We start from the raw sequence: 24483 nt of genomic DNA on the forward strand, positions 1-24483 counted from the left end.
TATTATTTTTTGTAACGATGTTTATTGAGAGTAATCAAGGATATTTTTTAACCTTTTTGCTGAATCGTTTCAGCAAAAAAATAGATAATAAATAGGGAGAATTTCATGAGAAAAATTCAATTAACGGTACTTGCTGCGGCAGTTGGGTTGCTGTGTACATCGGTAGGTGTGAATGCTAAAAGTTATAACATTACAAATAAAGGTCAATGGCTGCTCACAAATGCCGATTTACATATCAAAACACCATTTAAAATAAAACAGGTGGTTTTGCATGGTGGTAAACAGGATGGTACAAAATTACTGACCATCGATAATGGTGTCATGAGAATAACTCTTATCCCTACACGTGGTATGGATATCTATAAAGTCAAAACATCCCAAGTAACTTTGGGGTGGAATTCACCTGTCAAGCAGATTGTTAATCCTAAATTCATCAACTTACAAAGCCGAAATGGATTAGGCTGGCTTGAAGGATTTAATGAAATGATGGTGCGCTGTGGATATGAATGGACAGGCCATCCTGGTGTTGATAAAGGCGAGTTACTTAGTCTACATGGTAGAGCGGGAAATACCCCAGCCACTGAAGTTCTTGTTTCAGTAGATGAAAAAGCGCCGTATGCTATCCATATTCGTGGTGAATTATTAGAGCAGTTATTTAAACAAGTTAATTTTAAAACTTGGACTGAGATGACCATTATTCCAGGTCAAAAATCATTTTCTATTCATGATAAGTTAACTAACCAAGGCGATTATCCGCACGAATATCAAATTATCTATCATAGTAATTTTGCTCAACCATTGCTTGAAAAAGGTTCGAAAGTTGCGGTTCCTGTTAAACAAATTTCACCATTTAATGAGTACGCCAAAAAAGGTCTAAAAAACTGGGACACATATTTAGGGCCAACTAAAGACTATGATGAAACTGTCTATAACATCTATCCATATGCAGATAGCCAAGGTAAAACTTTAGCGGTATTACATAATGCTAAAGCAACTTTAGGGGTTGCGATCCACTATAACGTTCATCAACTACCTGTATTTGGTTTGTGGAAAAATACCGATACCTTAAAACAAGGCTATGTAACGGGGTTAGAACCGGGCACTAGTTTCTCTTTCAATCGAAAATTTCAACGTAAATTAGGATTAGTTCCCACGATTAATCCTGGTGAGACGAAGCATTTTGATGTGACTTATCAGATCTTAGACAATCATAAAGCCGTAGAAAAACAGCTAGATCAAGTGAAATCGATTCAAGGTGATCACCCAATTGACTATCGGGAAGATCCCTTAGTTGTAGGGGGGTAACCACTCGATAAGTCATTAACTAATAAAAACATGGTGATCAACTGCCAACATGATCACCATGTGATTAATGTGGTATGGTTGGTAGTGTTGTTTAAAACATTTTTTCCTATTATTTATTTTTTAGGATAGGTGTTTAATTTATTGATTCATCCATCCATATTTTTCTAGTCTTAGGCCAAGTTTCTTATGGCGTTTCTTGCTGAGCATTTTTGTGTGGCCAAAGAGATAGGTGGTCTGATTGGTGCTCTGATCCTAATGTTAGCCGCGCCAATGTTAGCTAGGTTTGCCTTGAATTTTAGTTCTTATGAATATATGTGGTTGTCGTTACTCGGGTTGACTTGTGCTACTTTGGTGTTCGGTAACCAACCGCTAAAAGGCATGGTGACTTTGTGTTTAGGTTTACTGATGTCATGTGTCGGCTATGATCAGTTCAGTGGCGTGCCACGATTTACTTTTGGCCAAGTCAGTATGTTGCAGGGAATTAACTTTATTCCTGCCATGATCGGGCTATTTGCAATATCGGGCGCGATTGAATATTACGCAGGGAAAGTCACATCGCAAAAACAAGATGTCATACCTACTCAATCCAATTTCAACTTGTTTAAGGGTCTGTCACGCACATTGTGGCGTTACAAATTTAATATTTGCCGCAGTAGTATTTTGGGGACATTAATTGGTGCTTTACCGGGTGCAGGTGCTGATATTGCGGCTTGGATTGCTTATGCAATATCACAGAAGTTTTCAAAACATCCTGAAGGTTATGGTAAAGGATCCGAAGAGGCTATTATCGATTCATCGTCGAGTAACAATGCCAGTTTAGCGGGTAGTTGGATTCCATCACTCGTGTTTGGTATTCCAGGCGATTCAGCATCAGCCATTATTATTGGTGTGTTGTATATGAAAGATATGAACCCTGGGCCGACTTTATTCCTCTTTCACCCAGACAAATTGTATGCGGTATTTATTTTGTTCTTTATTGCCAACTTGATGTTGCTTCCTTTAGCAACGTTGGTGGTCAACTTTATCAAGCGGGTCATTTTCATTGATAAAGCTATATTGTATCCAATAATTATATTATTCAGTGCGGTAGGGTCGTTTGCTATTAATAACTCATTATCATCGATCGTAGTCATGTTGGGAATGGGGGTAATCGGATACTTACTGCAGCGGGGTAACTATCCGATATCTCCAATTATTTTGGGGATGATTTTAGGGCCAATGTTGGAAAAAAATCTGCTGTCGTCATTGATTATGGCCAATGGCCATGCATTAGCATTTTTTGTTCGACCAGTCTCTATGGTGCTAGCATCCTTTTTTGCCATCGTTGTATTGTTACAAATACGGACAATTATACGGTCCTTTACAAGTAATAAAGATATAAAATTGCCACATTAATATTTTTAATGAAAAGTAAAAAACAGCGAAGATTAGAGAATAACGGGTTTGGACACCCCATCATTGCTAAGTGAAACGAAGGTCCTAGTTTATGTCTAGGATCTTTCATTTACTGGGTGATAACCATCATTATTTTGAAATTTAATGGTTGGTTACTGAACTCACATTAGTTCGAGAGGAAAGAACAGTATTACTATAAAAATGGTAGTAATTTCAGATAATCGTTGCATACTTTATTTTTAATTGGACTCGCCAACTATATCATTGATGTTATTTAATGCCATTCCTACTATAAATGTTTGTGTTTCATTTTTTAATGCAAGAATCCATTAAGTATATGCACCAGCATAATTGAATGCATTGTGAATATCGGAATACTGTCAGGTAAATGAATAGGCACTTGTCACTGCCTTGGCTTGCATCTAAAGATGTCCATGCTGGGCACCCTCACCAACGGTGTGATTGGTAAGTGTCTTTCGAGCACTTTCATACCCTTATAGACATCTATAAAATATTCTTATCTATCATTGAATTCCATTTTTCTGAGTATCTTGCTGCCTTGCGCTTGAATGGGCTCAATAAGTCGCTTTGACAGAAATATGGCAAATAGGGAAGATGAAAACATCAAAATTGCAGACGATGAGTGTTTGCATCGTAGATGAATAGGGTATTCTCTCTAATTTAGACACCTCGTCTGAGGCCGCTTAACTCACCAATTCAACAGGCTATTCACGTGTTGTGTTCTTTAAATCAAGTCGTTAGCAAGTAAGTTTAATCGCGTTAGGAGCTTTGAAGCGTAAGAGTGTTGATCATTTGTCAATGTCTTTTAGAAGGTGAATGCTAGTGAATTTTTTGCCAATTTATTTCATTTATTTAAGAAAGGTACGCACAAGCTCCTAGTTTAGATGTGGATAACTGAAAAGCGTGCGGGAAACTCAAGGTATCGTAAAAAGGTTAAAACGGATCTTGGAATGTGATGCGCAAGAGCCAGAACAAAAATTAACCGTGATTCTGGCGTAAATGAGCAGAGTAAAACGTGTGTTACTAACCGATTTTACTTTGAATTATTCTATCAGATGTTTTAAAGCATGAGCTATTCGATAGAAACCATATCAATTAATTGATAACATTATTCTTTTCATTGTGTTAAAGAATTAAAAAAAATAAATTTATCTGTTAAATAAATGATTCATTCGATATTGAAAAGTGAAAATTTTGCATAAGTTTATGCGGTTCTTCACACATTACGAATATTAACGAAAAAATTATAGCCTTTTGTTATAGGGTTTTGAACATCGGGCGATATGTATACAGAGACAACGAATTGGTTTAGGGATTAGTTAAATGAAATTATCGAAACAACTGATATTACTAGTTGTTATTGTAATATTGGGACTGACATCACTGGGTTTTTACGGTTTACACTCATTAAGAAATAGCCTGATTGATGGCCGCAAACATGAGCTTCAAACAGTATTGACTTTTGCTAAAAAGCAGGTTGTTAGTGTCATCCAAGAAGAAGATCAAGGGAAGATTGATCACGCTACTGCTGAAAAGAAAGCCATTGCAATTCTATCACAATTTCGTCAAGGGTCATCGTATATTTGGTCAAATGACAACCATGGCATAGCTCGAGTACATATTAAAAAGGAAAAGATAGGGCAATTTCAATCTTCTTATGCTGGAGATATCAAAGATCTTGCTAACAAAGACTTCATTTTTCATGTGCAACAAAATTTTAAACCCGGCTCTACCACGTCAGTGATGAAAGTCAATGCAGTGACTAAAATTCCACAGTGGAATTGGGTCATGGGAATAGGCGTTTACATGGACGACGTGGATGCAACATACTGGAATTTTGCGTTGCGTTTTGCCTTGATTGCAGGCTTGATTACTCTTGTGATTGGTGTATCAGTATTGTATATCAGCCGCTCAATATTGCGTAAACTTGGTGGCGATCCTGATTATGCCGTTGCGTTAACTAAGCGAATTGCTGCTGGGCACTTAAATGAAGAAATAGATAGTACCATTGCTGAAGAAAGCCTGTTGGGTGCAATCAGAAAAATGCAATATTCACTTAAGCAAATGGTTGAAAATATTCAGAAAGCAGCGCTGCGGCTGTCTGATTCGACGGTGAATTTAACATCAGAGTTTTCGGCAATTAGTCATTCATCAAAAAGTTCATCGGATGCTTCCATTTCTACATCTGCTGCGATTCAAGAGTTATCTCATTGCATTCAAGAGATCTCTGCTAGCGCTAAGTCGACAGAAGAAAGTTCCCGCCAATCTCATCAAATTAGTGAGACAGGAGGCGATTTAGTGAGTCAGTCGAATGTGATCATTGGTCAAATGTCGAGTAAAGTCGAGTCATCAGTTAACAACTTTAAATCGCTACAAGAAAAAACCAGTCGAATTGGCAATATTGTGAAAGTCATTAGTGATATTGCTGAACAAACTAACTTGTTGGCTTTAAATGCTGCCATTGAAGCTGCCCGTGCTGGTGAGCAGGGAAGAGGGTTTGCTGTGGTCGCCGATGAAGTGCGCACTTTAGCATCTAGAACAGCCACTGCGACAGCTGAAATTACTGATACTATCTTAATTATTCAAAAAGATACCGACAGTGTCGCTGAAGACATTTCTTCATTCCTACCCATTGTGGAAGAAAATGTGAAAATTTCTCAATCGGTTAGTGAAGTCTTTAGCCAAATTAGTGTCGGATCAAATAATACTTTGAGTATGATTGGCGAAGTCTCGCATTCAACCCACGAACAAGAGCAGGCTTCTAATGAGTTAGCACAACACGTAGAGTTAATATCACAAATGGTTAGAGAGACGGCTAATTCGGTTGTTGAATGTAATCAAACGGTGAGTGAGCTCGATATGTTGGCCAAAGATCTCAAAGAAAGTGTAAGCTTTTTCAGTACAGAGAGTTAATATATTACTTAATAGGGGGACTACTCAGCTGTTTCCCCCATAGATTATACAGTATGACTGATTCCATATGTAAATTGAGCCGTTGCTAAAATCTCGCAGCTATGGGGAATATCTATCAGTTCATGATAAGAATCGTCCTTTGGTTTGATATTTTAGCATCGAGCGGCAGCGATGCAATGATATGAGAAGCAGCTGTAAACGCTGTGCGAATACGAACTGTACAATATACAGATTGTACCAGTGGCGGTAGCGTGGCCTGAACCCACTGAATAAGCAATTTGAGTTAAGTCTTTTATACCTCGTTAGCCTTATTATCGTGGTGCAGAGGGCGAGTTGTTTATTCACTTAAAACTGTATAAATACACAGTATTATCTATTTTTGAGTAGCTGTTTGCGCATGTTCGTTATCGTGAGTGCCCATATTTTTCAGATTCTTATTTTTAAAATAGATATAAATCAATATATTAAACATTCGAGAAAGTGGGATATTGCGCAAGATAGAGTGAGAAAATGCGCATGCGCATTTATCGCGCTAACATATTTTGCCAAACAAGACTTAACTGCATGATAGTCAGGTAAAAACAGCTTGCTCACTTTGCCCCAAAAGGGGGAGAATTTGAGCATGCTCAATATAAAAATGTTAAGGAAATCATGAGCATTACATTAGTGCCAGCTGAAAGTTTTGAGTATGTACAAAATCTTTTTCAGTACTACATATACGATATGTCTGAATACACTGGTTGGCCACCTTATGGCGATGGAACATTTGAGGTACATGATTCAGTAACTGGCTTAAGTGATTATTGGACTAAACCAAATCACTTTCCTTATTTGATTAAAGTGGATGGTGAAATTGCAGGTTTTTCCTTGGTTAGAAAATACCCGGAAGACGATGAGTGCTTCGATATGGGACAATTCTTTGTGCTACGAAAGTACAAACGTAAAGGTATTGGAGAACAGGCTTTCAAACTATCTGTATCGAAGCACCCAGGAAAGTGGATTACTAGAGTGCTTCCAAGCAACACCGGTGCTAAAGAGTTTTGGTTAAAAGCTATCAAAGCTATCGCCAGTACAAAAATAGTTATCGAAACTGAACTATATAAAAATACGGAAATGGAATTTATTCGTTATGGCGTCTGAATTCCTTAACAAACGCAGGCAGTTGACGCGAAAAAGCCCGCGCAACTGCTGCAAACGTTATGTGTCCAAATAAGCCGTTGAACCAGTTAGCCAGAATAAGGAATTATCTATGAGACTTATCAAAGCAAGGGTGGCAAATTATCGCAGTATTATTGATTCTGGCGAGTTTGATATCGAGCGATTAAAAACAATCCTAGTTGGCCCGAATGAGGCCGGTAAGACGGTATTACTTAGAGCGCTTCAACAGTTGAATAAACCAGAAGACGTTGAGGGGTTTGATGCTCTTAGAGACTATCCAAGGTCTAAATATAATGAAATTACAACAGGCCAAGTAGATCCGGATAAAGTCAAAGTAGTTACAGGCTGCTTTGAATTAGAGGAAAGTGATAAAGCACTGGTTCCCTCTGAGTATCATGAGTGTCAATATCAATTTACTCGAATGTTAAACAACTCGGCGTCTCACACATTAATTAATGCACCCGATAAGAAAAAATTAGGTGATATTCGTAAGAGCCTAGCTAGAATGGCTGCGCATATGGACAAGCAGCACGCAAAATTATCAGACTCAGAGCCCGACACTTCCCCCTCTAAAAAACTTAATGGGGTTATGTCTAGTTGGCATGACGGTAGTTACATTTCAGACGAAATGGCAAACTTACTAAAAAAATGGCTCGACAATTTTTATGAATTTGTCGAGGAGAACAATGAACAAGAAGAAAAAAGACACGCAGATCTACTTGAAATAATTAAATTTAATAAAAGCAGGGACGACGTGCTAGCAGTCCTCTGTAAAAGAATCCCCGTATTTATTCTTTTTAATAATTATTTCAATGTAAAACCGTCAATCCATTTGGATCATTTAGCGCAAAGGGTTGATGGAAACCTCTTAGATGATAAATATTATGATTATGGTAATCTTTGTTTGTTGAAGTTACTAGGGTTCACCGCCAGAGAACTAGCCACTCTAGGAGCAACACCAAGTCCAAATATTAATGATCCAGCCGCTCTTAAATCTTATCGAGACAAGCTTGATACCAGGTCATATCAGCTTAATGCGGCAAGTGTAAGATTAACTAAAGAGATTAGATCTGTATGGATGCCAAATCCAGAGAGGCCTGAAGCAGATAAGCTAAAAGTCACTGCTGATGGGCAATATCTAAAAGTGGTAGTTGAGGATGATCTTGGCGTTGACGTAGAACTTGATCAAAGGTCAGAAGGATTTCAATGGCTTGTATCTTTTTTTGTCGTGTTTTTCTCCGAAGCTATGGATAAACACAAAAATGCGATTTTGTTACTAGATGAGCCGGGAATGAGTTTGCATGCTCTGAAACAGCGGGACTTTAGAGAAACTATATCTCGACTTTCTGAGGGAAACCAAACGTTGTTTTCAACTCATTCGCCTTTTCTTGTTGGTCCCGATGAGCTCGATATAGTTCGGGTTGTAGAAATGAAAAGTAGAGAGCAGGGGACAGTTGTTCACACCACGTTATCTTCAGAGGATCCTGCTGGAATGCTGCCTCTTCAAGAGGCGCTTGGTTACGATCTTGCCAGTAGTTTATTTTCTCAGCAAAGAAACTTGATTCTAGAGGGGATAACTGACTATTGGTATATCGAAGCAACCGCTGGACTGTTAAAAGAGTCTGGGAAAATAGCGATAAACGATAAGATTGCACTCGTATTTGCAAATACAGCTGGGAAAGTTGTGTACTACGCAACGATCCTACATGCCCATAAACTTAAAGTGGCCGCCTTGTTAGATTCCGACAGCGCAGGTGATCAAGCGGCACAACAGGAAAACCTTGTACATGCCGTAGGCAATAAAAATATCCTGAGAACAAAAGATTATTGTGATGTTGGTAAGGCAGAGATAGAAGATTTGTTAAGGAGTACATTGGTAAGCATCGTTAAGTCTGAATACGGAGTTGATTTATTAGAAAAATCGGAGCATCAGGCAGAAAGGCCTATTGTAGAGCTTTTCTCAAAAGAGGTTGATGGATTTTCTAAATATAAACTGGCGAAGGCATATATACGATGGACGAGAAATCACACATTAGAGGATCTTAATGCCAATGAGATTTCTCAGTGGGAAAAACTTATTGAAGCTATTAATAAGTCTTTAAAGTAATACTCCCAATGAAAGCACATAACAAAAACAGTCAAGGCGACGCCAAAAAGCGGCGCGCTTGCTGTTGGCATTAGCTTTAATTCAGGTGTCACCATTTAATAAGGATGTATATAACTTGACTCAATATCTAAAATTAGGCGATGACCAATCTCCAGTACAATTGGACGCGCATGGTGATAATGGAGCTTTTAAAGTTGTTGGCGACTGTGTTTGGGCAAAATCTGAAGATGAAATTACCCCAGATTTTTTACGCTCAAGAATAGAGCCTTGGCTAACTGCACTCTTTCAATCAGAGCACCTTAATTTGCTTGTCGGTGCAGGACTTAGTACTGCTGTTCAACAATCTGCAATAGGGGAAATTCCGCAAGGTATGGGTTGGATAGAAGACCTAAAAGTTTGTAAATTAGAAATAGATGCTTATGTAGACAAAACAGCAAAAGCGGCAGGTAGAAGCAAGGGGAATATTGAAGACCAGATTCGTTCAATTAATGAACTAATCAAGGGTTTAGAAATACTTGTCGCGTTAAATCCAGCTCCAATTGTTCCACCTCCACCACCAAACCCACCTTATAGATATTTTCCGACAGAGTTGAATCAGCTAAGAGAAGAACTTTCACGGTGTTTAAAATTGTTTGCTCAATCTGTTAGCAATGGCGAAAAATCAATCCGCGATGCAGTGCCCGAACAAAAAACTGAAACATTTAATTATTTAGTTAATTTCTTGATGAGTTTTTCAAGCCGAACGGCTACACGTGATAGGTTGCATATATTCACTACTAATTATGATCGGATAATTGAAACGGGTGCTGAATTAGCAGGTCTTAGATTAGTCGATCGATTTGTCGGTAGTATTGCGCCAATCTTCAGATCATCACGCTTAGAGGTTGATTATCATTACAATCCACCTGGTATACGTGGCGAACCAAGATATTTAGAAGGTGTAGCTCGTTTTACTAAACTTCACGGTTCATTAGACTGGTATGCAAACGAGGGGGCTATAAGGCGGTTTGGACTACCTTTTGGTGCGGCTTCTGTCGAGCCATTTTTACAAGTCGAAGGTTCTGGTACTGCTAACTACCAACAGTTGATGATTTATCCAAATTCAGTTAAAGATCGTGAAACATCAGAATACCCCTATGTAGAATTGTTTAGAGATTTAGCATCTGCAACATGCCGTCCGAATAGCACACTTGTAACCTATGGCTATAGTTTCGGTGATGAACATATAAATCGAGTTCTTACGGATATGCTAACAATACCCTCGACGCATATCGTGATTATTGCCTATGGAGATCCACTTGAAAGAATCATGAGTTTTATAAAGGATAGTGGGCGTCAGGCTCAAATATCATTATTACTTGGTGATCATTTCGGAGACCTAAAAATACTAGTCGATTATTACCTTCCTAAAGCTGCAATAGATCGAACGTCAATTCGTATGGCTGAGCTTTTGAAGTCAAGAGGCTTATATCCAGCAGCAATTCAAAGCATAATTGGTGGTGAAGAATGAGTTCGCTACCTGTTGAGCAAGGAGAGCAGTTAAGAGTTGGTACTGTAGATTTCGTGTCGCCAAATGAAATTAGAGCAGTGCTTGATATTGATTCACCCGATTCTGTTGCCTTGAATGCTGGAACACCAAGAAATTTCCCAAGAGTAAATAGTTATGTCTTGGTCGCTTGTGATAATGGTTATTTGGTTGGGCAAATTGAATGGCTTGCTGTTGAGCGTTCGCCTTATCCTAAACAAAGAGATATCCAAGACTTTGGTTTAGTTAATCTACCTTTTCCACAGAAAAAAATTAGTTTAAACCCAGTCGGGACTCTCAATCGATTCTCAAAAAAGGGTGTTGATTCTTTCAAGTTTCAACGAGGCTCAGAATCATTTCCTTCAATTGGTTCTGCTATCTTGTTGCCGACAGATTTACAGCTTAGATCTATTGTTGAATCTGGCAATAATCGTAGAGTTATCATTGGACAAAGTCCGCTTGCCAATAACGCAAACGTCGCAGTAGATCCAGATCGATTATTTGGTAGACATATTGCAGTACTTGGCAATACGGGTAGTGGTAAATCCTGTTCAGTTGCAGGGCTTATTCAATGGTCGTTAGAAGCAGCAATGGCGTCAGAAACTAGACCAAATGCTAGATTTATTGTACTTGATCCAAATGGTGAATATACACGTGCATTAGGGCCAGAGACTAAATTCAAAGGTCGAGTATTTAAAGTGGAAGCAGGGCAAGGTGAAAACCAACTACAAGTACCTTCTTGGTTTTGGAACAGTGCTGAATGGGCATCTTTCACGCAAGCAAGTCCTAAAGCACAACTACCATTGCTAAAGCGTGCTTTAAGAGCAATGCGAAATGAAGACTTTAAACTTGAAACAGATTCAAATATTGAGATAAAACGATTTCTAGGTAATGTATTAGTAACTTTAAAACATGATAAAAGCTCAGGGAAACCATTTGGTGGATATGGCCCTGCTATTGGATTTTGGGAGCTACTAAAAAAGTGGAAAGCAAGCTTAGAGCATTATCGCGACCTTACTGGTGCTACACAATTAAGTAATCCAATATTAAATATGCAGTCATATATAGATGAGAGGACTAAGACTGAGACCAAAAAAAATGTGACCATGCAAGCCAGTGTTCCAGAAATTGATTTATTAATTCAATCTATTAAATTGGCTTTCGAATTTTTCGGAGGAAATGCAGCTGATTTATTTCCCAAAAGCGAAGATATACCAGTTCCCTTTGAAGGTGAGAATTTAGTTTCCTATTTAGAAGCATTGGCGCAAGAAAATGGAAGTGAGCAATATGTTGAGTATTTGGTAGCTCGAATACGTACAATGCTATCTGATACAAGAATGAAGCCTATCACTAATGATGGAGAGCTGAGAGTCGATTTAGCTGAGTGGTTAGAAAATTATATAGGTAAGGATGGAACCGGTGAAAACTATAGTTGTGTTTCAATTATTGATCTTTCTCTAGTGCCAAATGAAATTACCCACCTTGTAACTGCTGTGATTTCAAGGATTATATTTGAATCATTACAGCGCTATAGACGACTAAATAATAAGTCCTTACCGACAGTTCTTGTGGCTGAAGAAGCACATACGTTTATTAAGCGTTATCGTGATGATTCAGAAAATCAGGATGTTGCTGCTGTTTGTTGCCAAGTATTTGAGAAGATCGCACGTGAAGGTCGAAAGTTTGGTCTTGGTATGGTGATTTCATCGCAACGTCCATCGGAGTTATCGCCCACAGTTTTATCCCAATGTAATACTTTTTTACTACATAGAATTAGTAACGATAAAGACCAAGAACAAGTCCATAAAATGGTGCCAGACAACTTACGTGGAGTACTCCGAGAGTTGCCCTCTTTGCCATCTCAACATGCAATACTCATGGGCTGGGCATCTGAGCTTCCTGTTTTGGTTAAAATGAAGAGTTTAACAAAAGAGCAGCAACCACATTCAGACGATCCTGACTTCTGGGATGTTTGGACAAGAAAAGATGAAGATGGGAAGGCAGTTGAGCGAAATTCTGATTGGGATGAAGTTGTTAAGAAGTGGCAGCAGAGCTAACAAAGCGCTGCACGCCGACGCCCAAAGTGAAGCTGTTTTTGTGTGTTTCGCTGCGCTTCACTTTAACACAAAAACAGCTTCACTTTGGGCGCGGGTGAGCCCGGCGTTAGATTAGAAAATTACACGGAGACGTTGGTGAACCTTTTTCAGGAATATGAAAAACAACAGAAATGGAGAGAATGGGAACGTTATCTTCAGGTTATACCGATGAATCAGAATGACTCGGTTGTTGAACTTGGCTGCTCAGTTGGTAATGTGTCCCGACTTTTTTCGCTCCGTGTTAAAGACGTCTTAGGATTAGATACCAATCAGGAATTCATTGATTTCTGTGAGTCGAACAAAAGTTGCAATGAAACGTTCATATGCACTGATTTTCTAAATCTTAGCAGCCTGCCAGTGAAATCGGTAAATGGAATTTGGAGTAGTTTTTCTCTTTCATATCTTCGCAACCCACTCGATTTTTTAATCACTGCAAGTTCGTTGATGGATCAAGCTGGTTGGATTGCATTGCTTGATGTTTCCTGCTTTATCTCCGGAAATCTTGAAAAGAATAGTAAGTACTACGAAAGAGTAAGGCGCTTTGAACTTGAATCATATAAATCGGGCATTTATGACTTCAATTTTGGTGCAAAAATGCCAGGCTTGTTGCAAAGTGCTGGATTCGAAATAGTCCATGTAGATAATGATGTTACTGACCCTGAGCTAAATTTTTCTGGCGCAGCACCTAAGGAAATTATCGAAGGTTGGTCGGCAAGACTCAGCAGAATGCAAAGATTAAAAGAAGAGTTAGGAGCAGAATACGCTGAATTTTGCCAAGAGCTACTTTCTGACCTTGGCTCTGAGCAACACGAAAAGCGAGGGAATGTAAGATTCGTCGTAGCTAAAAAATCTAACAAATAAATTCAGCCGACCGCTAACGCGTCGGCTGATTGAAGCGTTAAGAGGCCAGGCTGCATAAGCTAAGTGGTGCGCCTAAACTCAGATCACAGTTCAATGTGACGAGACGTAATCCGACTTGGCAAAAGCTGGCGGTAAAGCGAAATTCTCCCGCATCCGCTTCGTTTCGGAAGCTGGCGTCAAGCCGAAAAGCCGTTTGAATTCCCGATTGAATTGCGAAGGACTTTGGTATCCTACAGCATGGCAGGCGGCCTCTGTCGTCATGCCCTGACGAGCCATCAGCAGTCGCGCTTGATGCAGTCGCGTGGATTTAACGTACTGCATTGGTGAGGTGTGCGTAATGGCTTTGAAGTGATTAAGGAACGTCGGAACGCTCATGCCGGCCTCGCTGGCCAGTTGCGATAGGTTAAGGGGTTGAGCATAGGTCGCGTGGATGTGTCGTAAAGCCTTACTGATTTTCCCGAACTGCCCCTGCATTGCCAGCGCTGCACGCATGGCATTACCCTGCGCACCTGTCAGCACGCGAAAGTACAGTTCTCTAACCAACGCAGGGCCTAGAATCTCCGCCTCAAGCGGCTGACTCATTGCTTCGAGAAAACGTGTCACGGACACCCGAAAAGTAGCATCCATAGGGCTGGACATTAGACTCTGAGCCGCACTTTTCTGGGCAGGAAACTGATGGTGGTCGATTTGGATCATCAGTTCCGCGGCGAGCTGAAAATTCAGATGCAAGTAAATGGCTAAAAGTGGGTGTTGTGGCGTCGCCTCGGTTTCCATCGTGAAGGGCACCGGTACCGCGACTGCCAAATAGTGCTGCTCATCGTAAAGATAAACCTGATCGCCGAAATAACCCCGCTTTCGCCCCTGGCAAACTATCACGATACCGGGGTCGTATAGAACTGGGGTACGCGACAAGGGACGATCCGAACGCAGAATGCGTACGTCAGGCAGAGCCGTGAGGTTGTATCCTTCTTCCGGCGCCAGCACCTGGAGCAACGTCACCATGTCCCGCTGTTTAGCAGTCTGCGAAGAGGGAAAAGCCTTTTCCATGCGATACCAACTGAAATTATTAGAATAGGCAATAATATAAGAATATTGCGCCTAAAATAAGGCAGTACAACAGCGTAATGTGCATTTTCTACTAATACACAGGAGCTATATGTAATGTCTAACAACAAACTCTTACTTATCACCGGCGTGAGCAGCGGATTTGGCCGTGTGCTGGCTCACGAAGCAATTGCTAGCGGCTATCACGTGGTCGGCACGGTCCGCAGCGAACGGGCTAGGCAAGCGTTCGAAGAACTTGATCCCGCGAAGGCAGTGGGACGTTTACTTGATGTGACCGACTTTGATGCCATTGATGGTGTCGTAGCCGAAATTGAGGCGAACATTGGAGCGATCGACGTTCTCGTTAACAATGCTGGTTACGGCCACGAAGGTATTATTGAAGAATCCCCGCTAGCCGAGATGCGTCGTCAGTTCGATGTGAATGTATTCGGCGCGGTCGCCGTGACGAAAGCTGTGTTGCCATATATGCGCACACGTCGGAGTGGCCACATCCTTAACATCACGTCGATGGGTGGTTTCATCACGATGCCGGGCATTGCCTATTACTGTGGCAGTAAATTTGCGCTGGAAGGTATTTCAGAGGTGCTTGGCAAAGAAGTTAAACCCTTCAACGTTTACGTCACCGCGGTAGCGCCCGGCTCGTTTCGCACTGACTGGGCTGGCCGTTCGATGGCCCGAACGCCACGCTCAATCTCTGACTACGACGCGCAGTTCGATCCAATCCGCAACGCCCGCGAGGAGAAAAGCGGTCAGCAATTGGGTGATCCTCAAAAAGCCGCACGCGCGATGCTGGCTGCAATAGCCAGCGACACGCCACCGGAGCATCTGTTGCTGGGAAGTGATGCGCTGGAGTTGGTGCGCAGAAAATTGTCGGCGCTTACCGACGAAATCAGTGAATGGGAAGCGCTAACACGCTCAACCGATGGCTGAAGGTTCAGCACAAATGTGCTCCCCGCACATAGACTCGCATGGATCGTGATGTTGAACTTGATTCAGGCTTGGTAGTTCACAACCCGATGCGGGTCGTACTGAACGGTGATGGAGGCTAATTCATATTCACTTTATTACGGCAACCTGGGATGTCCGAAGATCAATTCGCGGACGATGAGCAAGCCGTTAACAAAGACCTCCGAACGTTAAAATAGCTTCTAGAAGGAGAAGTTCCTGAATGAAGCTCAGTGCTTTACTCAAAGAGCTCCTAACAATGCCAAGCAAGGCGACAGATTTTTCGTTGTGGCTTCGCCTTCACTACAAAGCTGCGCGTGTTGGCGGTGTTATGCAACCGAGTTGCCCACGAACAGTAGACACCGTCTATGTTAGGGAATCCCCTAGCATGGAGGTGCTCGGATGAGTCGCAAGAAGACCCAGGTGTATACCGAAGAGTTTCGTCGGGAAGCCGTCCACAGAGCCGATGAACCTGGTAATACAGCCGCGTCTGTTGCCCTTGAGCTGGGCATACATCCCGGCCAGATTTATAGCTGGCGTCGTCAGTTTACTCGCCTCTCTGACAAGCAGTTCAATAGCGTTGATGGCGTCGATTACTCCAAGGCTGGGTGCGAAGCCATGCGCAAGCTCAAGCGAGAGATGGAGACCTTGAAGAAAGAGAACGAGTTCCTTAAAAAGGTGTCTGTGTACTTCGCGAAGTTCCAAGCGTGAAGTCCGTGCTGATGGGTGCGTTTCGTCAGTCGTATGCCGTTCGGTTGATGTGTCGGGTGCTAGAGGTTTCCGCCAGTGGTTACTACCGCTGGAGGCAGCGCCCAGTCAGTCCGAGAGCGCAGAGCGGTCACGGAAGCGGCCGGGGGAAGACCTAGGCCAGTTTTAAAGCTCACTATGGCGCTCTCCAGATAGCCCAGAAGCTGAGCGCAACCGGTGTTCGATGCTCCGTGAACTATGTGGCCGGGATCATGCGGGAGAAGGCTACTCAAGCCCGCAACGGCAAGGCCTTTAAATACAGTCGCACTTCAGCGACGGTATAGCCTTGCTTCAGTACTTGCTGAACCGCTTCGTCTTTGAATTCTGCTGGATAATGTTGGCTGCTCATGACAATTCCTCCTATGCTCTAATCCTAAGCTAAGATTGTCTATTTCACCGGGGTAAGTTTAATGCGCATAACCGAGTGTCTATTTTTCGTGTGTAGGGCTAGAGAACAATATGTTAGCTTGGTCCGGGTCATGTTGCCTCGCCATGAGTAGACGATTCCTGTCGCGCCTGTGGGGGGGCCTGCGCCACCGTTGGATCAACGTGCACCATGTTCGTTTCTGGGTGCTGGTGGCCGTCGCGTTCTACACGCTCGCGGGTTTTTTCCTGGTGCCGTGGCTCGCCGGTTGGATCGCGGAAGACAAGGTGCGAGAGGATCTTGGTCGCGAGCTTCGCATCGGCGATATCGATTTCAATCCCTACACGTTCACCCTTCAGGTGACCGATTTCGCCCTCGTGGATCCCGACGGCCACGAGCTCGCCGCTTTCGACCGGCTATCCGTCAACTTTGCGCTGCTCAGCGTTATCAACCAGGCGTGGACCTTCCAGCAGGTACGCCTCGAAGGCCCAGTGGTTCAGGAGGAACGCTTCGCCTCGGGCGAGACGCGCTTCGCCCGGCTGAAGGATGACGCCGCAGGCGAGCCGGAAGCGACTGGCGAAGGCGGGATGCCGGCGATGGTGATCCGTCATCTGGATGTTGTGGGAGGAACGATCCGCTTCACGAATCACCTGACCACCGCGTCCGCCCCGTCAGGCACGACCGCCACTGTCGTGGTGCAAGAATTTTCCCTGTCGCTGGATGATGCCGCCCTGCACGAGAACACCTGGTTTCCAGTCCAATTCGCTGGGCAGCTCAAGGCGGGCGGTGCCTTCTCGTTCGATGGCGAAATGCGGGTGTCGCCGGCATTCGAGATCAACGGTAGACTGCGCGCGGAGGCGCTGGCCCTGAGTCCGGCCGAGCCTTACCTGCAACAACTCGCGAGGCTGGCGATCGAGGGCGGGAACCTGAGCCTCAACGGACGACTGTCCGTCAGCGACGATGAGCCCCTGGCCTATCGCGGCAGTGCCGGCGTGGACGGGCTCAGTCTCGCGCTCCTGGTCCCCGGCGACACCGAGCCGGTGGTGGGCTGGCAAGCCATGGCGATCGAGCAGCTCGACCTGAGCCTGGCGCAGCGTAGCATTGAAGCCTCTCGCGTGTCCATCGAGGGCGGCTCCGGCCGGGTCATCATCCACGAGGATAGGACCACGAATTTCAATCGCCTGCTCGTGGCGCACGCTGAGGGAGATGACCCCGCTCCCGAAGGGGACGACGGCGAAGACGCCGCCCCATTTCGCGTCAGCATCGCCGGCATCATCCTGGCCGACAGTCGTCTCCACTTCACGGATCAGTCGTTGCCGCTGCCCTTCTCGACGCGCATCCGCAAGCTGAACGGCGAGGTCTCCACACTGGCGTCGGACACAGAGACTCCGGCCGACGTACAGCTCGAAGGTCAGGTGGGTGAGAATGGCATGGCGCGCATCGAGGGCTCGATTCACGCCTGGCAGCCGACACGTGACACGAACGTCACGCTGACGTTCCGTAACCTGATGGTGCCGGACTACTCGCCGTACACAGTCGCCTTCGCCGGTCGCCGGATCGCGGAAGGCCGTATGGACCTCGATCTCGGCTATCGCCTTGCGGACGGCAAGCTCAAGGGCAGTAATGCGATAGTGTTGCACGATCTGGAACTGGGTGAGAGGGTCGAGAGCCCGGGCGCGATGGACCTGCCGCTCAGCCTCGCCGTCGCGCTGCTGAAGGACAGAGAAGGCGTGATCCAGATGGATATCCCGGTCACGGGAGATCTCGGCGATCCGCACTTCGAGCTAGGCGGCGCGGTTCGCAGCGCCATCGGTGACGCGATCAGCAACATCGTCACCGCGCCGTTCCGCTTCCTGGCGGGGCTGATCGGGGCTGGCGATGAGGACCTGCAACGGATCGCGTACCCGGCGGGCCGCAGCGACCTGACACCGCCGCAGCGCCAGCGCGTCGGGCTGCTCCGCAAGGCTCTCGTAAAGCGTCCGGAACTGACGCTGGAGCTCGCCGGTCCCTTCGATCCGGATGTGGACGGCCCGGCACTGAAGCGCCAACGCGCCGTCGAGCTGCTCGCCGAGTGGTTGCGCGAGCAGGGACGCAAGGTTTCGTCCCCGGACCTGACCGCGGAATCGACGCAAGACGCGATGGAGGCGATTTTCTCAAGCGCCTACCCGGAAACCAGCCTGGACGAGGTCCGTGCGCGGTTTACGCGCAAGCCGGATGAGAACCCGGAGGGCCGCTCGGCGTTCGACGCTGTCGCCTACCGAGCCCATCTCGCCGAGGCGGTGATCGCGGCGCAACCCGTCGCCGATGCCGATCTCGTGGCACTCGGCCAGGCACGGGCTGCCGCCGTGCGGGAGCGCCTGCTGGCGGATTCATCCGACGGCCCGGAAGAAGGCGGCGCGGTCGAGCCCGAGCAGGTTATCCTGGCGGAGCCCAGGAAAGTCCAGTCCGAGAACCATGAGCAGGTCGTGATGGAAGTCGGTCTAGCCGTGGACTAAAAAATACTGCGTATTGATCCTGGTTTTCAGCCGTCTTGTTTGGCGGCTGAACAAATAAGGTCAAACTGATGATTTCCAAGAAAGTCTGCATTTGCATGAGTGGAGAAAGATTCTTCCCAATGTAGTTGAATACATGGGTAGTCGAGTGGGTTTCTTTTCAATTGAGCAAGAGGATGAAAAGCACTTTTTTAGACGATTCTTCGTCTCAAGTGAATATCGTAATTTAGGAATAGGAAGTGCCGTCATTTGTAAACTAATCAAAGGATATCAGAGTGTTAATAAGCAACTTTGGTTATCGGTATTTATAGGAAACCCGGCTAAGAATCTTTATCTCAGACACGGATTCGAAGTTATGCGAACTACAGAACAATATGAATATATGCGTTGGTCGCCAGAACATATGTAACAAGGTAATGTTTGGGAAGTCCAGTTGGCCTGTCCCTGCAACCGCTTTGCGGCGGGCCATAGACTCGCTTACGCTTGTCCCAAATTGTGGTGTTATATTCAGCAATTGGTGTGGTAATTGGTGTTATTTTTGACATATCACCCTTCAGTTTAACTTTATTAATGTATCAAGCTTAAAATGGCAAAAATATGAATGGTAACAATATAGCTCGCCTTTCAAGGTTGACGGCTATTATCACACTGCTACAGACAAAACGGATTCTCACAGCGACAAACCTTGCAGAGAAATTTAACGTAAGTATCAGAACAATTTACCGAGATATTAAATCCTTGGAACAATCAGGAATTCCACTTTTCACCGAAGAGGGGAAGGGTTACTCCTTAGTTGAGGGATACACAGTGCCTCCGGTCATGTTTACCGAACATGAGGCAAATGCCTTGATCACCGTGGAACAATTGATGTTAAAGAGTCAGGACTCTTCATTAAGTAGAGAGTTCGTATCAGCTATAAACAAAGTAAAAGCGGTTTTACAATGTTCAGCAAAAAATAGAGCAGAGTTGTTATCTAAACGTATTGCCATGAGCCCAATGATCCGGACTTCAAATCCAAGTGAATCGCTCATGGTAATCCAGAGTGCTCTTATTTCTTTCCATGTTTTAGAAATAGTTTATCGCTCGCAGAGCGGTGATGAAGAAACCATGAGACAAGTTGAACCATTTGCCTTGTATTACAGCCATGAGGAAAACTGGTTGCTGATCGCATACTGTCGATTAAGAAAAGATTTTAGGATGTTCAGACTCGATAGAATCCTAACAATTAAATTACTCCAACTCAGTTTTGCACCGCACGATCTTAATCTTACAAGTTATTTAGCAAGTAAAGAAAAAAACTTCACTACCCCTGACATACCCTTGTCCTAGGCTTCTTATATATTCATAGCAGATAAGAGGTTTCACATAAAAAGCTAAAATTTAAGGGGATACTATGAATCTAATCTCAATCAGGTTTATTACAGATGATGTGCAAAAACTGACCGAATTTTATGAAAAAGTTATCGGAATAAAAGCGACATTTTATACTAAAGACTTTGCTGAATTGAAATTTGAAACAGCAACTTTAGCGATTGGTAGCTCAAGAACATTAGCATTTTTTGGCGGTAATGAAATACTAACAGCGGCTCAAAACCGTTCAGCTATTATCGAATTTCAAGTGGCTGATGTTGACAAAAGTTACGCAGATCTGGCTGTTTTTTTGAAAGAAATCATCATACAGAAGCCAACGACTATGCCATGGGGGAACCGTTCACTTTTGTTTTGTGACCCTGATGGTAATTTAATTAATTTTTTCACACCTGTAACGTCAGAGGCAATGCAAAAATTTGCGAGGTAAAATAATAAAAAAACCGAAGTTAAAAAGTACTTCTGTCATAACTATCAGCATCATTATAAAAATGGCTGTTTATTTAAGTCACATCATCATTTTAGCTTCTTTTATCCAACGACTAAGGATCTGAGCACTCACTTCTAAGTTTCTAGCCGATTCAGAAATGCTGTAATTCTGATCTCTTACTAGTGCAATGGCATCAGGTTTGAATTCTTTTGAATAGATTTTACGTTTTGTCATTTCAATCTCCAGTTAAATCAATTATGTCTTAACTGGGTTAGTGGAATCAATTAGACCACGTCAATGGACACACTTTGGTTATCCAATGTCCTTAGCAATAAACAACGTGTCGATGGTAACTACGCTTGGCAACAGTGCATTATTAAGCTTGCTCATCGCATTATTGATATTGAAGTTCGAGTAGGGAAATTGGCACAAACTAAAGGTAAGGATGCTGAAGTCGAGTAGGCTGTTCCTGCAACAGATGAAGAAATGACTGAAGAAGACTCAGACAATCCCGCCAACTAGCCGAATTGGCTCCCATCCCTCAGCCTCTATCAAGGGGGGTATAATATCCTTATTTAGTTACTTTAAAGCCATTAAAGCAGTTTAATGTAACTATTTTAGCATATTAATAGCATTAATTGACAAATTACCTATAAGGTTCTAAATTAAGGATATTAAGCCATTAAATTGGCTTTAGTGTAACTGTTTTAGGACTTTAAAAATGAAAAGAATGACCTCCACAGCATTAGCAGAAGAGATCGGTGAGAGATTGAAGCAAGCTCGCCTGAATCGGGACTTCACTCAATCAGAAGTTGCAGCACTTGCTGGCGTAGCACGTAAAACGGTTCTAAATGCTGAAAAAGGCAAAGTGCAACTCGATATAATGATCGCAATTATGATGGCATTAGACTTAACAGAACAGCTAGACCTATTTCTTCCTAAACAAGAAATTTCTCCGTTACAACTGGCGAAATTGCAAGGTAAGAAAAGGCAGAGAGCCTCAGGCCAACGCAGCGACAAAAATGAGGAAACCCCCGAATGGTAATGGAAGTCATTAAAATCGTTTATCAAGGCGATGAGGTTGGTGCAGTTAGCTTTGACACAGAAAAAGGCATAGGCGCATTTGAGTATGACCCTAGCTTCGTAAAAAAGGGTGTCGAACTGTCTCCAATCAAAATGCCACTATCTCAGCGGATTTATAGCTTTCCTGAACTAGATTTCAATACGTTCAAGGGGCTACCTGGATTAATTGCAGATTCATTGCCTGATGATTTTGGTAATGCTGTTCTCAATGCATGGGTTGCAGGACAGGGGCGCTCACCGAATGACATCACACCACTCCAACGTCTTCAATATACGGGAAAACGAGGCATGGGAGCACTGGAATATGCGCCAGCAACACAATTACGAAGCCTAAATGCTTCACAACAAGTAGAAATCCAGTCGCTAGTTTCAATCGCGCAAGAAATACTAGACTCACGAGGTCATTTTGAAGTTGAATTAAAACAAAATGGTCAAGAAGACCGACAAGCAATGATGTCTTTATTGTCTGTAGGTATGAGCGCTGGAGGAGCAAGACCTAAAGCTGTCTTAGCATTCAATGGGGATTTTACCCAAGTTCGTTCTGGCCAAGCCACCGTTCCTACAGGTTTTACTCATTACCTGATGAAATTTGATGGCGTAAGTGAATATAACAAAAACCAAGAGACCTTTGGTGATCCTCTTGGCTATGGCGCTATGGAGTTTGTCTATCACCTGATAGCTAAAAAGTGCGATGTCGATATGATGCCCAGTCGTTTACTTCAAGAAGGCAATCGAAGACACTTTATAACCAAGCGATTTGACCGGATAAAAAACAAAAAGGTACACGTACAAACGCTTAATGGTCTAGCACACGTTGACTATAAAAAGCCTGGTTCATTCTCTTATGCCGAATTATTTGGCATAGCCAGAGAGTTGAAGCTTTCAGCGCTTGAAGCTGAACAGCTTCTCAAACGCATGACATTCAACATTATTGCGCGAAATCATGACGACCATTCAAAGAACTTTGCCTTTATCCTGAAGAATGACAAATGGTCTCTCGCTCCGGCTTATGATTTAGCCTACAGCTACAAGCCAGGCAGTAAATGGGTTAATAGTCATTGGATGAGTCTAAACGGTAAAAGAGACAATTTTACGCGTAATGATTTCTATAGCTTAGAAAAACTAAGTCCGATCTTTAGCAAAAGAAAGATTGACGACATCATTGATGAAACAATCGAGCATGTATCCAGCTGGCGTCAACTTGCAGAAGAATGGGATGTGCCAAAAACACTAATAGATGAAATACACGCAAATTTATGTCTCAATATTTGATTTATCATTTCAATATTTCAACACAATCGCTAAGCAGATGGCCTTACGCATCAAAGCCATCTGAAATGGTAAGTACAAATAAGATTATTTAACCTGAATTTTGTTTAACTTGTTCCAAGATCTGATCTTCCTCTAAATCAGTAGACACTTTTTACTTAGAAACCGAAGTAAGGTAAAACGTGCTAAGGATAAAAAAATATCCCGAAGAATTTAAACAAGAAGCCATTCGTCAAGTGGCTGAAAAAGGTTACTCAGTACCTGATGTGTCTAAGTGATTGGGTATCTCGGATTATTGGGTAAGCAAAGCTAACGTGCCCACTAGTCAATCGGCAGCACAAGACGAAATCCGCCAAATTAAGGCTGAAGTTAAATGCCTGTTCGAAGAGCGAACCCTTCTAAAGGTTTGTTGGCCGGATTCGCCGCATATTTATGATAAGAAAAGGAGAACACTGTGGACCAAAAGGTAGCTGAATATATAAATATATTAGGTAATTATCTTGGAAAAAGAGATATAAAAGAGATTACGAGTGCCGCAATTACAAAAAAAATTGGAATAGAGAAAGCTGATATAATGGTTTTATTTGGAGGTTCAATACTTGCAGGTGGTGATGTTCTTGCTGAAGGAATGAAAAATAAAGTTGCAAAAAAATATATTATAGTTGGCGGAGCCGGACATACAACAGAGACACTTCGTCAAAAAATGAAAATTGAGTTCCCTGATATGGAAACAGATGAAAAATCGGAAGCTGAATTATTTTCAAAATATATAGAAAAGAAATATAGGTTACAACCTGATTATATAGAGAAAGAATCAACGAATTGTGGAAATAACATTACGTATATGTTGAATCTAATTAGAAAGAATAGAATAGATTCGAACACTATGATATTTACACAGGATGCCACAATGCAACGAAGAATGGAGGCTACAATAAATAAAGAATCACCAGATAAGAAGATAATAAATTATGCCTCTTACCATGCGACTGTTGTTGTAAATAATGGTAAGTTGGAATATAAAGATGTTATCTCAGGAATGTGGACTATGGAAAGATACATTACACTGCTTATGGGAGAAATACCTCGCTTGACAGATAATAAAGATGGTTATGGACCAAATGGGAAGAATTATCTGCCTCATATAGATATTCCAGAAAATGTAATGAAAGCATTTGACGAAATGAAAAAGAAATATGGTTCATTGATTCGTGTAGCAAATCCTTTGTATGCATCGAAAAAATAGAAGACAACCAACAAAAGTTAAACGCCGATAACTTTTTCGTCACACTTTCTGCTAGTCGCTGTGCTTCTTACATAGAAAATTCGCCAATCGGCT

The 24483-nt window shown here is 43.0% G+C and carries 21 protein-coding genes and 1 pseudogene; 20 read left to right on the forward strand and 2 right to left on the reverse strand.

Features of this window, described 5'->3' with window-relative positions:
• Positions 1 to 105: 105 nt before the first annotated feature.
• From ABUE30_RS08785 to ABUE30_RS08820, 8 genes are all read left to right on the forward strand, one after another.
• Entirely contained in the window at positions 106 to 1305 is a 1200-nt protein-coding gene (locus tag ABUE30_RS08785) for an aldose 1-epimerase family protein (RefSeq protein ID WP_408623374.1), read from the forward strand.
• Positions 1306 to 1491: 186 nt separating this feature from the next.
• Complete coding sequence (locus ABUE30_RS08790) at positions 1492 to 2700, forward strand: tripartite tricarboxylate transporter permease (RefSeq protein ID WP_408623375.1); 1209 nt, start codon at positions 1492 to 1494, stop codon at positions 2698 to 2700.
• Between the two features lie 1344 nt (positions 2701 to 4044).
• The gene (locus ABUE30_RS08795) at positions 4045 to 5634 is read left to right on the forward strand and encodes a methyl-accepting chemotaxis protein (RefSeq protein WP_408623376.1); all 1590 of its coding nucleotides are present in this window, start codon (positions 4045 to 4047) and stop codon (positions 5632 to 5634) included.
• Between the two features lie 651 nt (positions 5635 to 6285).
• A complete protein-coding gene (locus ABUE30_RS08800) occupies positions 6286 to 6774 on the forward strand; it encodes a GNAT family N-acetyltransferase (protein ID WP_408623377.1) in 489 nt (162 codons plus the stop codon).
• Between the two features lie 109 nt (positions 6775 to 6883).
• Positions 6884 to 8899, forward strand: coding sequence for an AAA family ATPase (locus tag ABUE30_RS08805; RefSeq protein ID WP_408623378.1), 2016 nt, complete (start codon positions 6884 to 6886; stop codon positions 8897 to 8899).
• 115 nt (positions 8900 to 9014) lie between these two features.
• On the forward strand, positions 9015 to 10409 hold the full coding sequence (locus ABUE30_RS08810; RefSeq protein ID WP_408623574.1) for an SIR2 family protein: 1395 nt from the start codon (positions 9015 to 9017) through the stop codon (positions 10407 to 10409).
• Positions 10406 to 12481, forward strand: coding sequence for an ATP-binding protein (locus tag ABUE30_RS08815; RefSeq protein ID WP_408623379.1), 2076 nt, complete (start codon positions 10406 to 10408; stop codon positions 12479 to 12481). The genes ABUE30_RS08810 and ABUE30_RS08815 overlap by 4 nt, the downstream gene beginning before the upstream one ends.
• Before the next feature lie 135 nt (positions 12482 to 12616).
• Positions 12617 to 13381: a methyltransferase domain-containing protein gene (locus tag ABUE30_RS08820; RefSeq protein ID WP_408623380.1), complete on the forward strand. Its 765-nt coding sequence runs from the start codon at positions 12617 to 12619 to the stop codon at positions 13379 to 13381.
• Between the two features lie 90 nt (positions 13382 to 13471).
• Here ABUE30_RS08820 and ABUE30_RS08825 read toward each other — a convergent pair whose 3' ends face one another.
• Entirely contained in the window at positions 13472 to 14428 is a 957-nt protein-coding gene (locus ABUE30_RS08825; RefSeq protein ID WP_408623381.1) for an AraC family transcriptional regulator, read from the reverse strand.
• Positions 14429 to 14542: 114 nt separating this feature from the next.
• Here ABUE30_RS08825 and ABUE30_RS08830 point away from each other — a divergent pair, with 114 nt between their 5' ends.
• The 7 genes and pseudogenes from ABUE30_RS08830 (at position 14543) to ABUE30_RS08860 (ending at position 20792) form a co-directional block, all read left to right on the forward strand.
• Positions 14543 to 15376 (forward strand): oxidoreductase, encoded by an 834-nt coding sequence (locus ABUE30_RS08830; protein WP_408623382.1) that lies wholly within the window; start codon positions 14543 to 14545, stop codon positions 15374 to 15376.
• A gap of 38 nt (positions 15377 to 15414) precedes the next feature.
• Positions 15415 to 15591, forward strand: a pseudogene (locus tag ABUE30_RS08835) (SRPBCC family protein); the annotation flags it as partial.
• Positions 15592 to 15793: 202 nt separating this feature from the next.
• Positions 15794 to 16102 (forward strand): transposase, encoded by a 309-nt coding sequence (locus ABUE30_RS08840; RefSeq protein ID WP_408623383.1) that lies wholly within the window; start codon positions 15794 to 15796, stop codon positions 16100 to 16102.
• A 528-nt stretch (positions 16103 to 16630) separates the two neighbouring features.
• Entirely contained in the window at positions 16631 to 18997 is a 2367-nt protein-coding gene (locus tag ABUE30_RS08845; protein ID WP_408623384.1) for a DUF748 domain-containing protein, read from the forward strand.
• A gap of 91 nt (positions 18998 to 19088) precedes the next feature.
• Positions 19089 to 19403 carry a GNAT family N-acetyltransferase gene (locus ABUE30_RS08850; RefSeq protein ID WP_408623385.1) on the forward strand — a complete coding sequence of 105 codons (315 nt, stop codon included), beginning with the start codon at positions 19089 to 19091 and terminating at the stop codon, positions 19401 to 19403.
• 188 nt (positions 19404 to 19591) lie between these two features.
• Positions 19592 to 20323 (forward strand): helix-turn-helix transcriptional regulator, encoded by a 732-nt coding sequence (locus ABUE30_RS08855; RefSeq protein WP_408623386.1) that lies wholly within the window; start codon positions 19592 to 19594, stop codon positions 20321 to 20323.
• A 64-nt stretch (positions 20324 to 20387) separates the two neighbouring features.
• A complete protein-coding gene (locus ABUE30_RS08860) occupies positions 20388 to 20792 on the forward strand; it encodes a VOC family protein (RefSeq protein ID WP_408623387.1) in 405 nt (134 codons plus the stop codon).
• 78 nt (positions 20793 to 20870) lie between these two features.
• Here the strand turns inward: ABUE30_RS08860 and ABUE30_RS08865 are convergent, their stop codons facing one another.
• Positions 20871 to 21026 carry a transposase gene (locus tag ABUE30_RS08865; protein ID WP_408623388.1) on the reverse strand — a complete coding sequence of 52 codons (156 nt, stop codon included), beginning with the start codon at positions 21024 to 21026 and terminating at the stop codon, positions 20871 to 20873.
• 63 nt (positions 21027 to 21089) lie between these two features.
• Here ABUE30_RS08865 and ABUE30_RS08870 point away from each other — a divergent pair, with 63 nt between their 5' ends.
• The 5 genes from ABUE30_RS08870 to ABUE30_RS08890 all read left to right on the forward strand — a co-directional run bounded on the left by ABUE30_RS08870 (position 21090) and on the right by ABUE30_RS08890 (position 24390).
• Positions 21090 to 21254, forward strand: a complete 165-nt coding sequence (locus ABUE30_RS08870; RefSeq protein ID WP_408623389.1) for a hypothetical protein — start codon at positions 21090 to 21092, stop codon at positions 21252 to 21254.
• Between the two features lie 259 nt (positions 21255 to 21513).
• Positions 21514 to 21837, forward strand: coding sequence for a helix-turn-helix transcriptional regulator (locus ABUE30_RS08875; RefSeq protein WP_408623390.1), 324 nt, complete (start codon positions 21514 to 21516; stop codon positions 21835 to 21837).
• Complete coding sequence (locus ABUE30_RS08880; protein ID WP_408623391.1) at positions 21831 to 23147, forward strand: type II toxin-antitoxin system HipA family toxin; 1317 nt, start codon at positions 21831 to 21833, stop codon at positions 23145 to 23147. The genes ABUE30_RS08875 and ABUE30_RS08880 overlap by 7 nt, the downstream gene beginning before the upstream one ends.
• 179 nt (positions 23148 to 23326) lie before the next feature.
• Positions 23327 to 23422, forward strand: a complete 96-nt coding sequence (locus tag ABUE30_RS08885; RefSeq protein WP_408623392.1) for a transposase — start codon at positions 23327 to 23329, stop codon at positions 23420 to 23422.
• A gap of 176 nt (positions 23423 to 23598) precedes the next feature.
• Positions 23599 to 24390, forward strand: coding sequence for a YdcF family protein (locus tag ABUE30_RS08890; protein WP_408623393.1), 792 nt, complete (start codon positions 23599 to 23601; stop codon positions 24388 to 24390).
• Positions 24391 to 24483: the final 93 nt, after the last annotated feature.

Source organism: Celerinatantimonas yamalensis, assembly GCF_046054155.1.
Lineage (GTDB): Bacteria > Pseudomonadota > Gammaproteobacteria > Enterobacterales > Celerinatantimonadaceae > Celerinatantimonas > Celerinatantimonas yamalensis.